General features: G+C 59.9%; 15 protein-coding genes. 13 read left to right on the plus strand and 2 right to left on the minus strand.

Going from position 1 to position 13623, the window contains the following annotated elements; translation table 11 throughout:
* Positions 1 to 7: 7 nt before the first annotated feature.
* Positions 8 to 835, minus strand: coding sequence for a dienelactone hydrolase family protein (locus EDY99_RS22420; RefSeq protein ID WP_033644976.1), 828 nt, complete (start codon positions 833 to 835; stop codon positions 8 to 10).
* A gap of 487 nt (positions 836 to 1322) precedes the next feature.
* Here EDY99_RS22420 and udp point away from each other — a divergent pair, with 487 nt between their 5' ends.
* The 12 genes from udp to hemB all read left to right on the plus strand — a co-directional run bounded on the left by udp (position 1323) and on the right by hemB (position 12095).
* Positions 1323 to 2084: a uridine phosphorylase gene (gene udp, locus EDY99_RS22425; RefSeq protein ID WP_004934432.1), complete on the plus strand. Its 762-nt coding sequence runs from the start codon at positions 1323 to 1325 to the stop codon at positions 2082 to 2084.
* Positions 2085 to 2378: 294 nt separating this feature from the next.
* On the plus strand, positions 2379 to 3161 hold the full coding sequence (locus EDY99_RS22435; RefSeq protein ID WP_033644975.1) for a tyrosine-protein phosphatase: 783 nt from the start codon (positions 2379 to 2381) through the stop codon (positions 3159 to 3161).
* Positions 3162 to 3240: 79 nt separating this feature from the next.
* Positions 3241 to 3771 (plus strand): DedA family protein, encoded by a 531-nt coding sequence (locus EDY99_RS22440; RefSeq protein WP_004934438.1) that lies wholly within the window; start codon positions 3241 to 3243, stop codon positions 3769 to 3771.
* Positions 3772 to 3911: 140 nt separating this feature from the next.
* Positions 3912 to 5459: a DNA recombination protein RmuC gene (rmuC, locus tag EDY99_RS22445; protein ID WP_123062076.1), complete on the plus strand. Its 1548-nt coding sequence runs from the start codon at positions 3912 to 3914 to the stop codon at positions 5457 to 5459.
* A 78-nt stretch (positions 5460 to 5537) separates the two neighbouring features.
* Positions 5538 to 6293 (plus strand): bifunctional demethylmenaquinone methyltransferase/2-methoxy-6-polyprenyl-1,4-benzoquinol methylase UbiE, encoded by a 756-nt coding sequence (gene ubiE / locus EDY99_RS22450; RefSeq protein WP_004934443.1) that lies wholly within the window; start codon positions 5538 to 5540, stop codon positions 6291 to 6293.
* A 13-nt stretch (positions 6294 to 6306) separates the two neighbouring features.
* Positions 6307 to 6915 carry an SCP2 domain-containing protein gene (locus tag EDY99_RS22455; RefSeq protein ID WP_033644973.1) on the plus strand — a complete coding sequence of 203 codons (609 nt, stop codon included), beginning with the start codon at positions 6307 to 6309 and terminating at the stop codon, positions 6913 to 6915.
* Positions 6912 to 8543 carry a ubiquinone biosynthesis regulatory protein kinase UbiB gene (ubiB, locus tag EDY99_RS22460; protein ID WP_033644971.1) on the plus strand — a complete coding sequence of 544 codons (1632 nt, stop codon included), beginning with the start codon at positions 6912 to 6914 and terminating at the stop codon, positions 8541 to 8543. Before EDY99_RS22455 ends, ubiB begins: the two co-directional genes overlap by 4 nt.
* 80 nt (positions 8544 to 8623) lie before the next feature.
* Entirely contained in the window at positions 8624 to 8887 is a 264-nt protein-coding gene (tatA, locus tag EDY99_RS22465) for a Sec-independent protein translocase subunit TatA (RefSeq protein ID WP_004934452.1), read from the plus strand.
* A gap of 3 nt (positions 8888 to 8890) precedes the next feature.
* The gene (tatB, locus tag EDY99_RS22470) at positions 8891 to 9448 is read left to right on the plus strand and encodes a Sec-independent protein translocase protein TatB (RefSeq protein ID WP_033644970.1); all 558 of its coding nucleotides are present in this window, start codon (positions 8891 to 8893) and stop codon (positions 9446 to 9448) included.
* Between the two features lie 3 nt (positions 9449 to 9451).
* Positions 9452 to 10222 carry a Sec-independent protein translocase subunit TatC gene (gene tatC, locus EDY99_RS22475; RefSeq protein WP_033644968.1) on the plus strand — a complete coding sequence of 257 codons (771 nt, stop codon included), beginning with the start codon at positions 9452 to 9454 and terminating at the stop codon, positions 10220 to 10222.
* 53 nt (positions 10223 to 10275) lie between these two features.
* Positions 10276 to 11058: a 3'-5' ssDNA/RNA exonuclease TatD gene (gene tatD, locus EDY99_RS22480; RefSeq protein ID WP_042785623.1), complete on the plus strand. Its 783-nt coding sequence runs from the start codon at positions 10276 to 10278 to the stop codon at positions 11056 to 11058.
* A 14-nt stretch (positions 11059 to 11072) separates the two neighbouring features.
* Positions 11073 to 12095, plus strand: a complete 1023-nt coding sequence (gene hemB / locus EDY99_RS22485; protein ID WP_042783470.1) for a porphobilinogen synthase — start codon at positions 11073 to 11075, stop codon at positions 12093 to 12095.
* A gap of 42 nt (positions 12096 to 12137) precedes the next feature.
* Here the strand turns inward: hemB and rfaH are convergent, their stop codons facing one another.
* On the minus strand, positions 12138 to 12626 hold the full coding sequence (rfaH, locus tag EDY99_RS22490) for a transcription/translation regulatory transformer protein RfaH (protein ID WP_033644965.1): 489 nt from the start codon (positions 12624 to 12626) through the stop codon (positions 12138 to 12140).
* A gap of 245 nt (positions 12627 to 12871) precedes the next feature.
* Between rfaH and pepE the strand changes: the two genes are divergently transcribed.
* The gene (gene pepE, locus EDY99_RS22495; protein ID WP_033644964.1) at positions 12872 to 13597 is read left to right on the plus strand and encodes a dipeptidase PepE; all 726 of its coding nucleotides are present in this window, start codon (positions 12872 to 12874) and stop codon (positions 13595 to 13597) included.
* Positions 13598 to 13623 lie beyond the last annotated feature (26 nt).

Genomic DNA, 13623 nt, shown 5'->3' on the forward strand with positions numbered 1-13623 from the left:
AGGGGGATTACTTGACGCCGTGCTGGGCGAACCACGCCAGCATGCGCTGCCAGCCGTCTTCCGCCGCTTCGGCGTTGTAGCTGGGGCGATAGTCGGCGTTGAATGCGTGCCCGACGCCAGGATACACCACGATTTCGGCATCGGCGTTGGCGGCGCGGATCGCCTGACGCATGTTTTCCACCGTATCCAGCGGAATGCCGCTGTCCTGCCCGCCATACAGCCCCAGCACTGGCGTTGACAAGTGCGTGGCGATATCGACCGGATGCTTCGGCGAATTCAGCGTTTTTTCACCCACCAGTTTGCCGTACCAGGCGACGGCCGCTTTTAACTGCGGGTTGTGCGCCGCGTACAGCCAGGTAATTCGGCCGCCCCAGCAAAAACCGGTGATCGCCAGCTTGCCGGCGTCGCCGCCGTGGCGGATAGCCCAGTGCGCGGCGTGATCCAGATCCGACAGCACCTGACGATCCGGCACCTTGGTCACCAGCTGCTGGAACAGCTCGCCGATATCGGTGTAGTCGTTGGCGTCGCCCTGGCGGAAATAGAGCTCGGGAGCAATCGCCAGATAGCCCTGTTTGGCCAGACGGCGGCACAGATCCTGAATATGTTCATGGACGCCGAAGATTTCCTGCACCACCAGCACGATGGGGAAGGGGCCGTTGTGGTCGGCGGGTTTGGCGACGTAGGCCGGCAGCGCGTCTCCCTGGGAAGGAATAGTCGTTTGCCCGGCGTGAATGCCCTGTTCATCGGTGATAATCGCGGAGGCGGCTACCGGCGCGGCGGCCGGGGCGAATCCTCCCTGAGCCTGTTCTAATGTCATCACATGTTCGGTTTTCATTGCGGTCTCCGTGCAATAGAAAAAAGCGCTGAGATTAACTATAGGAAAGATTACCCATTATTGGCGCCGCGTGGCGCACTTTCGGACAAGTCGATAAAAAACGGCTAATTATCTGGCTTTACGGCATTTTTAAGCGCTTTTTATCATGTTATTACGCGTTTTGGCCCGCGTAAGTGCCATAAGGTGCGTTAGAGGGCTTTTTTGTCCCTAAGCAACCGATAAGATGGGGGTATTTCGAATTGATGAGCTAAATAGTTTCAGTCGGCAACCAACAGGCAGGGAGCGGCAAGGTTTGTCGGCTAGACTGAGGTTTAGCGGTACGTTCTGGATGCCTTGCAGTGCTTTTTTGTGATAAAAATCACAAAAAATATGTAGCATGTAATTTGTTTCTCTTTTCATAGTGACTATCGTCACGAAATTAAGCGGCGATTTTCAGTAGAGTGCTTTTTTGTTCCTCCCAATAAACATGATCCATGAGGAGTCTCGTATGTCTCAGTCTGATGTTTTTCATCTCGGCCTCACCAAGAACGATTTACAAGGGGCCCAGCTTGCCATCGTGCCGGGCGATCCGCAGCGCGTAGAGAAAATTGCCAAGCTGATGGAAAATCCGGTGCATCTGGCCTCCCATCGTGAATTCACCACCTGGCGCGCAGAGCTGGATGGCAAGGCGGTGATCGTCTGCTCCACCGGCATCGGCGGCCCGTCTACCTCTATCGCGGTGGAAGAGCTGGCGCAACTGGGCATCCGCACCTTCCTGCGCATCGGCACCACCGGCGCCATTCAGGCGAACATCAACGTCGGCGACGTGCTGGTGACTACGGCAGCGGTACGCCTCGACGGCGCCAGCCTGCACTTTGCGCCGATGGAGTTCCCGGCGGTCGCGGACTTCGCCTGCACCACCGCGCTGGTGGAAGCGGCCAAAGCCAGCGGCGCCACCACCCACATTGGCGTGACGGCTTCTTCCGATACCTTCTATCCGGGCCAGGAACGTTACGATACCTACTCTGGCCGCGTGGTCAGCCGTTTCAAAGGCTCGATGGAAGAATGGCAGGCGATGGGCGTGATGAACTATGAAATGGAATCCGCCACGCTCCTGACCATGTGCGCCAGCCAGGGCCTGCGCGCCGGCATGGTGGCCGGGGTGATCGTTAACCGCACCCAGCAAGAGATCCCGAACGCCGAGACCATGAAAAACACCGAAAGCAAAGCGGTGCAGATCGTGGTGGACGCCGCCCGCCGTCTGCTGTAATCGCCTTCCCTCAACGGGCCGCCGACGCGGTCCGTTGAGATTGATGACAAACCTCATGCCATTGCCCGGTTTGCAGAAAGCAGCGGATAACAAACAGGGAAAATCAATTTATTGAGTTTCGGCTGATAACCACAAAGGAGGAAAAACCGCGTTTTTTCCTCCTTTGTCAACGGACTGAACGGGCCGCCGACGCGGTCCGTTTTTCCATTCGCGGCTAATCTGTTACGGTGATACTCCTCAGCGCTGCGCCGATGGCCGCCGCGCGTTGTCATAACAAAAACAACGAGGACGTTTATGACCGCCCAGATCCTGCTTCATCCTTCGCTTGCGCCGCTCGACGGCGGCATTAACTTCCGTGACTTCGGCGGCAACGGCGTGGCCGACGGGCGCCGCATCAAACGCGGCCTGCTGTTCCGCTCCGGTTCTCTCGAGCGGCTGACGGAAAACGACTGCACTTTCCTCGCTGGGGTGCCGGTGCGTTCGGTGCTGGACTACCGCGATGCCGACGAAGTGCAGGCCAAACCGGATATTCTGTGGAATGGCGCCGACTATCACCACGTGCCGGCCAACCCGCTGAGCAGCGAAGTCAACGCCAACCTGGAAAAGCTCACCAACGAAACGCTGGCCGCTTTCGACGCCCGGGCGTTCATGCTGGAGCTGTATCGCCGCCTGCCGTTCGGCAATGCGGCCTATCAGCGGTTGGCGCAGCTGTTGAGCAACCCCGGCGGCGGCGCAATCGTGCAACACTGCGCGGTCGGCAAGGATCGCACCGGGGTCGGTTCGGCGCTGGTGCTGTTCGCGCTGGGGGCCGACGAAGCGACGGTGCTGGAAGACTATCTGCTGACCGAAACCACGCTGGCCGCTTTCCGCGAGCAGATGCTGGATCAGCTGTCTATCAAGTTGAATGCGGCGGCGCTGGAGCAATTCGCCTACGTGCTCAGCGCGCGCGAGGAGTTCCTGATGACGGCGCTGGGCTGCATCCGCCAACAATACGGCTCCACCGACCGCTGGCTGGAAGCGGAATACGGCCTGGGCGCGGCCCAGCGCGAAGTGCTGCGGGCGTTCTACCTCGAGTAAATTGCCGCGTGTTTAGCCGGGGTTTAACTCGCCCCGGCTTATCCTAGGCGGCGAACCATCGCGTATCAGGAGCCCCGCATTGAGCCTCAATGACGTTATTAACTGGGTCAGCGACGTCGTGCGTCAGCACGAAGGCTGGGCCATTCCCATCATCTTCTTCCTGGCGTTCGGCGAGTCGCTGGCGTTTTTGTCGCTGCTGCTGCCGGCCACGGTGATCCTGCTGGCGCTGGGCGCGCTGATCGGCGAAAGCGGCATCGCCTTTTGGCCGATTTGGGCCGCCGCCGCCGCCGGGGCGTTTTTCGGCGACTGGCTCTCGTACTGGATCGGCTACCACTATCAGGATCGGGTGGCCCATATGTGGCCGCTGTCGCGCAATCCGCAGCTGCTGGCGCGCGGCCACGCCTTCTTTGAGCGCTGGGGCGTGCTGGGCATTTTCATTGGCCGCTTCTTCGGCCCGCTGCGCGCCGTGGTGCCGCTGGTGGGGGGCATTTGCGGCATGCCGCAGCGCTACTTCCAGTTGGCCAACGTCACGTCGGCGATGATCTGGGCGTTCGGCATTCTGGCGCCGGGGGCGTTCGGCATCAAGTGGCTCAGCCAGTGGCTGGGCTGATTTCTCGCTAAATTGCGCAGCGCCGCGCAATATTGTGCGCGGCGGGCAAAATCAGGCTGGACATCCATACAGCCTCCCCTTAACGTGACGGGCAATGGGCGTGCGAAACGCCGGAACGGCAAGGTGCAACAGGAGGCAGGGTGGATACCAGTCTGATTTATGGGATTGGCGGCGTCGCGATCGGCATGCTGTTAGGGTGGCTGATCGCCAGTCTGCGAGTGCAGCAGACGAACGCGCAACATGAAACCGAACTGCGGTTGCTGGAGCAAGCGTTGCAGCAGGCGCAGCAGGAGATGGCCGTGCGGCAGGAGGCCCAGCAGCGCCACGAACAGCAGTCGCGCCAGAACGAGCTGGAGCTGCGCAACCTGCACAGCCAGCTGGCGGCCGGACATGAAAAACTGCAACAGCTCAACCATTGGCGCAACGAATGCGAGCTGCTCAACCAAGAGCTGCGCGCCCAGCGCGAGGTGAACAGCGCGCAGGAGGCCGAGCTGCGCGAAGTCACCATCCGTCTGGAAGAGACGCGCATGGCGGCGGAGGAGAAGCAGCGTCTGCTGATCAACAGCGAACAGCGCCTCACCACCCAGTTTGAAAACCTCGCCAACCGCATTTTTGAACACAGCGGCCGCAAGGTGGACGAGCAAAATAAGCAAAGTTTGGATCGGTTACTGCTGCCGCTGCGCGAACAACTGGACGGTTTCCGCCGGCAGGTGCAGGACAGCTTTGGCCAGGAGGCGCGTGAGCGCCATACGCTGACGCACGAGATACGCAATCTGCAGCAGTTGAATGCGCAGATGGCGCGCGAGGCCATCAACCTCACCAAGGCGCTGAAAGGCGACAACAAGACCCAGGGCAACTGGGGTGAAGTGGTGCTGAGCCGGGTGCTGGAGGCCTCCGGCCTGCGCGAAGGGCACGAGTATGAAACGCAGGTCAACGTGCGGGTAGATCATCAGAGCCGCATGCAGCCCGATGTGATCGTGCGCCTGCCGCAGGGCAAGGATGTCGTGATCGACGCCAAGATGTCGCTGATCGCCTACGAGCGCTATTTCAACGGTGAAGACGAGGCGGAGCGCGAAGCGGCGCTGAGCGAACATATCGCTTCGCTGCGCGGCCACATTCGCATGCTGGGCCGCAAGGACTACCAGCAGCTGCCGGGGCTGCGTTCGCTGGACTATGTGCTGATGTTCATTCCGGTCGAGCCGGCCTTCCTGCTGGCTATCGATCGCGAGCCGGAGCTGATCAGCGAAGCGCTCAAGCACAACATCATGCTGGTCAGCCCGACCACGTTGCTGGTGGCGCTGCGTACCATCACCAACCTGTGGCGCTATGAGCATCAGAGCCAGAATGCCCAGCGCATCGCCGAGCGCGCGGCGAAACTGTATGACAAGATGCGGCTGTTCGTGGACGATATGTCCGCACTGGGGCAGAGCCTGGACAAGGCGCAGGGCAGTTATCGTCAGGCGATGAACAAACTGAGCGAAGGCCGTGGTAATCTTATCGGCCAAATTGAAGGTTTCCGCGCGCTGGGGGTTGAGGTCAAGCGGCCGATCAACCCGCTGCTGGCGCAGCAAGCCGGCGCGCAACACGATGAAGCGGAAGAGGCGAACGACGACGAGGTCGCCGCGCTGCCGCAGACGAACGACGATGATGATACCGCCGGGGAACCGGGCTTCGTTTCGCACGGCTGAGGCCGTGGCGAGGTGGGGTATTCCTCGGGCTTCTGGTACACTCATCCACACAAAATTGACTGAATAGCAGGCAGGACAATGGCAGATCAATCGCAGGAAACCACCGATTTCGGTTTTCGCACCGTCGCTAGAGACGAAAAACAGGCCATGGTGGCGGACGTTTTTCATTCGGTAGCGGCAAAGTATGACGTGATGAACGACCTGATGTCGTTCGGCATCCACCGTATCTGGAAGCGTTTCACCATTGACTGCAGCGGCGTGCGCCGCGGGCAGCGCGTGCTGGATCTGGCCGGTGGCACCGGCGACCTGGCCGCCAAGTTCTCCCGCATGGTTGGCGAGCAGGGGCAGGTGGTGCTGGCGGACATCAACGATTCGATGCTGAAGATGGGGCGCGAGAAGCTGCGCGATCGCGGCATCGTCGGCAACATCAATTACGTGCAGGCCAACGCCGAAGCGCTGCCGTTCCCGGATAATTACTTCGATTGCATCACCATCTCCTTTGGCCTGCGTAACGTCACCGACAAAGACAAAGCGCTGCGTTCGATGTTCCGCGTGCTGAAGCCGGGCGGCCGCCTGTTGGTGCTGGAGTTCTCCAAACCGCTGCTGGCGCCGCTGAGCAAAGCTTACGACGCATACTCTTTCCACGTGCTGCCGAAGATCGGCGAGCTGGTAGTGAAAGATCCGGACAGCTATCGCTATCTGGCGGAATCGATCCGTATGCACCCCGATCAGGAAACCCTGAAGGGCATGATGGGCAACGCCGGTTTTGAAAACGTCACCTATTTCAACCTGACCGGTGGGATTGTCGCCCTGCATCGCGGCTTCAAGTTCTGAGAGGGAGATGCCGATGCTGTTTACCCCTCTGCTGACCGGTGCGCTGGAAACCTCGCTGAATAACCTGCTGTTTCGCGATCGCAGCATGAAAGCCGCTCGCCAACGCCTGGCGGGCAAGGTGCTGCGCATCGAACTGGAAGAGTTGGCTTCACCGCTGGTGCTGGTGTTCAGCGAACTGCGCGTGGATGTGCTGGGGCAGTCTGAAGACAGCGCCGATTGCACGGTGCGCAGCCGCATTCCCTCCTTACTGAAGCTGCGCGATCGCCAGCAGTTGCCGGTGCTGATGCGCAGCGGCGAATTGACGGTGGAAGGGGATATTCAGGTGGTGCAACAGCTGGTTGGCCTGCTCGATCTGGCGGAGTGGGATCCGGCGGAATGGCTGGCGCCCTATATCGGCGATATCGCCGCTCAAGGCATTACGCAGGCGCTGGGCAAAGGTGCTTCGTTACTCAAGGCCGGATTGATGCGTCGGCAGCAAGACATGGCTGAGGCGCTGACGGAAGAGTGGCGTCTGGCACCGGGGCCGCTGGAAGTGGTGTGGTTCAATGAAGAAGTGGATGCGCTCGCCCGCAGCGCGGAAGCGCTGATTGCCCGCATGGATAAGTTGGAGGGCAAGCGATGACCCCAGGCGAACTGCGCCGTTTGTATTTTATCGTCCGCGTTTTTCTCAGCTATGGGCTGGACGAGCTGATCCCGACAATGCGTTTGACGCTGCCGCTGCGCTTCGGCCGCCGGCTGCTGTTCTGGATGCCTAATCGGCACAAGGACAAACCGCTGGGCGAACGTCTGCGGCTGGCGCTGCAGGAATTGGGGCCGGTCTGGATCAAGTTCGGCCAGATGATGTCGACCCGCCGCGATCTGTTCCCGCCGCACATTGCCGATCAGCTGACGCTGCTGCAGGATCGGGTGGCGCCTTTCGACGGTGCGCTGGCGCGCAAGCATATCGAGCTGGCGATGGGCGGCCCGCTGGAAACCTGGTTCGACGACTTCGAGCAGCAGCCGCTGGCGTCCGCCTCGATCGCGCAGGTGCATACCGCGCGGCTGAAAACCACCGGCCAGGAAGTGGTGCTGAAGGTGATCCGGCCGGATATCGGGCCGATTATCAAAGCCGACGTGCGCTTGATGTACCGGCTGGCAGGCTGGGTGCCGAAGCTGTTGCCGGACGGCCGCCGCCTGCGTCCGCGCGAAGTGGTGCGCGAGTACGAAAAAACCCTGCTGGACGAATTGAACCTGCTGCGCGAAGCGGCCAACGCCATTCAGCTGCGTCGCAATTTCGACGGCAGCCCGATGCTGTACGTGCCGGAAGTTTACTCCGACTACTGCCGCGAAAGCGTGTTGGTGATGGAGCGTATCTACGGCATTCCGGTCTCGGACATCGCCACGCTGGAGCAGCAGGGCACCAACATGAAACTGTTGGCGGAACGCGGCGTTCAGGTGTTCTTTACCCAGGTATTCCGCGACAGCTTCTTCCATGCGGACATGCATCCCGGTAATATTTTCGTCAGCTACGAACATCCGGAAGATCCCTGCTACATCGGCATCGACTGCGGCATCGTCGGTTCGTTGAACAAGGATGACAAACGCTATCTGGCGGAAAACTTCATCGCCTTCTTCAACCGCGATTACCGCAAGGTGGCGGAACTGCACGTCGACTCCGGCTGGGTGCCGCGCGACACCAACGTGGAAGACTTCGAATTCGCCATCCGTACCGTGTGCGAACCGATTTTCGAGAAGCCGCTGGCGGAGATCTCCTTCGGCAACGTGCTGCTGAACCTGTTCAACACCGCGCGCCGCTTCAATATGGAAGTGCAGCCGCAGCTGGTGTTATTGCAGAAGACCTTGCTGTATGTTGAAGGGCTGGGGCGTCAGCTTTACCCGCAGTTGGATCTGTGGACCACCGCCAAGCCGTTCCTCGAGAGTTGGCTGCGCGATCAGGTCGGCATTCCCGCCGTGGTGCGCGCGCTGAAAGAGAAGGCGCCGTTCTGGGCGGAGAAACTGCCCGAGCTGCCCGAGCTGTTTTACGACAGCCTGCAGCAGCATAAACTGTTGCAACAAAGCGTTGATAAGCTGACCAACCAGATGCAGGCTCAGCGGGTTCGTCAGGGGCAGTCACGTTATTTGTTCGGCGTTGGCGCTACACTGTTGGTAAGCGGCACGCTGTTGCTGCTGGGGCAAATCGAGGTGTTCCCTGCCTGGATGATGGCCGCTGGCATCGTATGCTGGGTGATTGGCTGGAAGCGAACCACCTGATTTAATTCGTTACTCTGGTAAAGTCGGCTCTATAATGCGGGCTGGCTTTAAAAGACCCCTTAAAATTAGAGGTAATTAAAATGGGCGGTATTAGTATTACGCAATTGTTGATCATCGCAGTGATCGTGGTGCTGCTGTTCGGTACCAAAAAACTGCGCACGCTGGGTTCCGATCTCGGCGCCTCGATCAAGGGCTTCAAAAAAGCGATCGGCGACGACACGCCGTCGACCCCCAACACGGCTGAAAAAAGCAGCCTGGATGACGCTGATTTCTCGGCCAAGCCTATTACCGATAAGCAGCCGGAAGTGAAACCGGAAGAGTCGAAGAACAAAGAGCAGGTATAAACCGTGTTTGACATTGGGTTTAGTGAGCTGCTGCTGGTGCTGGTGATCGGCCTGGTTGTTCTGGGGCCGGAACGCTTGCCGGTTGCGGTCAGAACGGTATCGGGCTGGATCCGCGCGCTGCGCTCGCTGGCGGCCTCGGTGCAGCACGAACTGTCTCAGGAGCTGAAGCTGCAGGAGCTGCAGGACAGCCTGAAGAAAGCCGAACAGGCCGGCCTGCAGAACCTGACGCCGGAGTTGAAGGCGTCGATGGATGAGCTGAAAGACGCGGCGGAATCCTTGAAACGCACCTACCGGGGCGAGAAAGAAGAGCTGGCGAACACCATCCATAACCCGCAGGCCATCGATCCGGAAGCCTTGCACGACGGCGTGACGCCGGCGGAAGCGGCAACCAGCGCCAGCGCGCCCGCCGCCGTGCCAAAACCGGCAGTGGAACCTGAAGCCGTCGTGGCTGCGCCAGTGGCGGCGCAACCGGCTAAGGCGCCGGTGGAAACCGCGCCTGCTCCTGTCGAACCTGTTGCGGATAAAACCCCAGCGTCTCACCAACCTAGTGGCGATCGTTAATACATGGCTGTTGAAGATACCCAACCCCTTATCAGTCATCTGATAGAGCTGCGCAAGCGGCTGTTGAACTCGATTATTTGCGTACTGGCGGTGTTCGTGGTGCTGGTGTTTTTCGCCAACGACATCTACCAGCTGGTTTCTGCGCCGCTGCTCAAGCAGTTGCCGGCCGGCGCGAGCATGATCGCCACCGACGTGGCGTCACCGTTTTTCACCCCGATCAAGCTGACCATGATCGTTTCGGTGTTCGTCTCTGCGCCGATGATCCTGTATCAGGTATGGGCGTTTATCGCGCCTGCGCTGTACAAGCATGAACGCCGCCTGATGATGCCGTTGCTGGTGTCCAGCAGCCTGTTGTTTTACCTCGGCATGGCCTTCGCCTACTTCATCGTGTTCCCGCTGGCCTTCGGCTTCTTCGCCAAGACCGCGCCGATGGGGGTGACCATTGCGACCGACATTAAAAACTACCTCGATTTCGTCATGGCGCTGTTTATGGCGTTTGGCGTCGCCTTCGAAGTGCCGGTCGCCATCATTCTGCTGTGCTGGAGCGGCGTCACTTCGCCGGAAGACCTGAAGAAGAAACGGCCGTATGTGTTGGTCGGCGCGTTTGTGGTCGGCATGTTGTTGACGCCGCCGGACGTGTTCTCGCAAACCCTGCTGGCGATACCGATGTATCTGCTGTTTGAAGTGGGGGTATTCTTCGCTCGCTTCTATACCGGCAAACGCCGTCCGCAGGCGGAAGACGACGACGAGGGTGACGAACCCCCAGCGCCCTGATCCACATTGATTGCGAAGCCGCCCATAGGGCGGCTTTTGCTTTGGAAAAAACCATGTTTGATATCGGCGTTAACCTCACCAGCAGCCAATTCGCCAAAGACCGCGAGACCGTGGTGGAGCGCGCCCGCGCGGCGGGCGTTACCGGGATGCTGATTACCGGCACCGATCTGCCTGAGAGCCGCGAGGCCGCCAAACTGGCGCAGCAGCATGCGGGCTATTGCTGGTCCACCGCCGGTGTGCATCCGCATAACGCCGGCAGCTGGGATGAACGTAGCGCTGAGCAGATTTATGCCCTGGCCGCCGGCCCAGAAGTGGTGGCGATCGGTGAATGCGGTCTGGATTTCAACCGCAACTTCTCGACGCCGGAGCAGCAGGAAGCGGCGTTCAGCGCGCAACTGGCGCTGGCGGCGGAGTTGGCGCTGCCGGTGTTTCTTCACTGTCGCGACGCACACGCACGTTTTGCCGAGCTACTGACGCCGTGGTTGGATAAACTGCCCGCGGCCGTGGTGCACTGCTTCACCGGCACCGCCGAAGAATTAGCAAGCTGCCTGTCGCTGGGCCTGTCGATCGGGATTACCGGTTGGGTATGCGACGAGCGGCGCGGTCTGGAATTGCGCGCCCTGCTGCCGCAGATCCCGGCCGAGCGTCTGCTGCTGGAAACTGACGCCCCTTATCTGTTGCCCCGGGATTTACAGCCTAAACCCGCATCTCGCCGCAACGAACCCTGTTTCCTGCCCCACATCGTGCATCAGGTCGCCGTCTGGCGGCAGGAAGAGCCGCAATGGCTGGGGCAAAAAACCGATGAGAACGCCCGCCGGCTATTCCGGCTGGTTTGAGCTAGGAGAAAACTATGAGCTATGCATTTCCGGGCACCTTTCCTGGTCGCCGTATGCGCCGCGTGCGCCGTCATGACTTCAGCCGCCGTCTGGTCGCCGAGAACCAACTGACGGTCAATGACCTGATTTATCCGGTGTTCGTCATGGAAGGCAGCAACCGCCAGGAAGAAGTGGCCTCGATGCCGGGCGTATCGCGCATGACGATCGATCTGCTGGTCAAGGAAGCGGAAACCATCGCCAAACTCGGCGTGCCGGTCATCTCCCTGTTCCCGGTGATTGAACCGGGCTTGAAGTCGCTGCATGCGGAAGAAGCCTACAACCCGGAAGGGCTGGTGCAGCGCACGGTGCGCGCGCTGAAAGACGCGGTGCCTGAGTTGGGCATTCTGACCGACGTAGCGCTCGATCCCTACACCACCCACGGTCAGGACGGGGTGATCGATGAGCAGGGCTACGTGATTAACGACGTGACCAAAGACATTCTGGTGCGTCAGGCGCTGTCTCATGCCGAAGCGGGCGCGGAAATCGTGGCGCCGAGCGACATGATGGACGGCCGTATCGGGGCGATCCGCGATCGTCTGGAGCTGCAGGGCCTGGTGAACACCCAGATCATGGCCTACTCCGCCAAGTACGCTTCCTGCTATTACGGTCCGTTCCGCGATGCGCTGGGTTCCAGCGGCAACCTGAAAGGCGGCAACAAAAAGACCTATCAGATGGATCCGGCCAACAGCGATGAAGCGCTGCAAGAGATTGCGCAGGATCTGCAGGAAGGCGCGGACATGGTGATGGTGAAACCGGGCATGCCTTACCTGGATGTGGTGCGCCGGGTGAAGGATACCTTCGGTGTGCCGACTTTCGCTTATCAGGTGTCCGGCGAGTACGCCATGCACATGGCGGCGATTCAGAACGGCTGGCTGCAGGAGCAGCCTGCGGTGATGGAGTCGTTGATGTGCTTTAAACGCGCCGGCGCCGACGGCGTGCTGACCTACTTCGCCAAACGTGTCGCCCAATGGCTGCATGAAGAAGCGCTGCGCCGCTAAGCGCGATACCGTAAAAAAGGCGCCTGAGGGCGCCTTTTTGCATTACATTTTCTGGAATTGCCGATTGTCGATGCTTTGACTGACCTGTTTGTTGATCAGGTTGAGCAACAGCATCGAGCGGGCCTCGCCGTCCGGCTCGGTGTAGATCGCCTGCAGCCCTTCGAATACGCCATCGACGATCAGAACGGTATCGCCCGGCTGCGGGGTTTCCGGATCGACGTAGGTCTCGCTGGTGTGCGTGCGCAGTTCATCGATCACCTTGCTCGGGATGACGCTCGGCAGCGCGCCGAAACGCACGAAGTGGCTGACGCCGCGGGTGGCGCTGATGGTGGTGGTGTGAATGCGCTCCGGGTCGAATTCCACAAACAGATAATTGGGAAACAGGGGTTCGCTGACCGCGATGCGCTTACCACGCACGATTTTTTCCAGCGTGATGATCGGGCTGAGGCAGTTTACCTGCTGCCGCTCCAGATGTTCCTGCGCTCGCAACAGCTGACCGCGTTTGCAATAAAGTAGATACCAGGATTCCATAATTTCACATGCCTTTCTGCCAGCCGGTAAGCATATCAAAAGCTATTCCGGATACATAGTGATGCAAGTTTCAGCATGTAACATCGCCTATCTTTCTGAATCTACGGCTATTAGCGAGGGGTCACACACTTATCGATACGGCGCTGGTATAACAGAGGGCTAAAAATTTGTTACCGTCACAGTATGGCAAGGCGTTGCGCCGCCGGCTGTGACGCTATTCATCGTTTTTGACCGAGGGGAGAAGAATGGAGCTGTTTCTGTTGAGCAACGGCAAGCTGTCTGGCGAAGCCGAGCTGCTGGGGTACGCCAAAAGCCAACTGCTGGCGATGATTGCGCGCCGCGGCATCAAATCCGCCGTCTTTATCCCTTACGCGCTGATCCGTTACGACTACGATCGGCGCGCGCAGGAGCTGGCGCAAACATTGGGCATTGAAGTCACCAGCATTCACCACGCCGCTTCACCGGCGGCGGCGATCGCGCAGGCCGAATGCATTTTGGTCAGCGGCGGCAACACCTGGTTGCTGAACCAGATGCTGCACGAACAAAGCCTGATCGTGCCTATCCAGCGCGCGGTGCGCGAGCGTGAAGTGCCTTACGTCGGCTGGAGCGCAGGTTGCAACGTGGCGACGCCGAGTATTCGCACCACCAATGACATGCCGGTGCGCTGCAGCGTGGTGTTGCCGGCGCTGGGGTTGTTCCCGGTGCAGATTAACCCGCATTACATCGATGCGCACATCAGCGGCCACATGGGCGAAACCCGTGACGAGCGTCTCGCGGAGTTCTGTGCGATCAACCCGAGCGAATCGGTAGTGGCGTTGCGTGAAGGCAGTCTGTTGCACGTTGAAGGCAATGCGCTGCGTTATTTCAGCGCCAACGGGCAGGGCTTTAAGGTGTTCCGCCACGGCGAAGAGACGCGAGAATATCAGGATACGCGCGCACTGGCTGCGCTGGTGCCGTTCAACTGCGGCTGAGAGCCACCCGGCAGCGGGCGGCGTTA

The sequence above is a fragment of the Serratia sp. LS-1 genome, from assembly GCF_003719595.1.
Classification (GTDB): Bacteria; Pseudomonadota; Gammaproteobacteria; order Enterobacterales; family Enterobacteriaceae; genus Serratia; species Serratia ureilytica.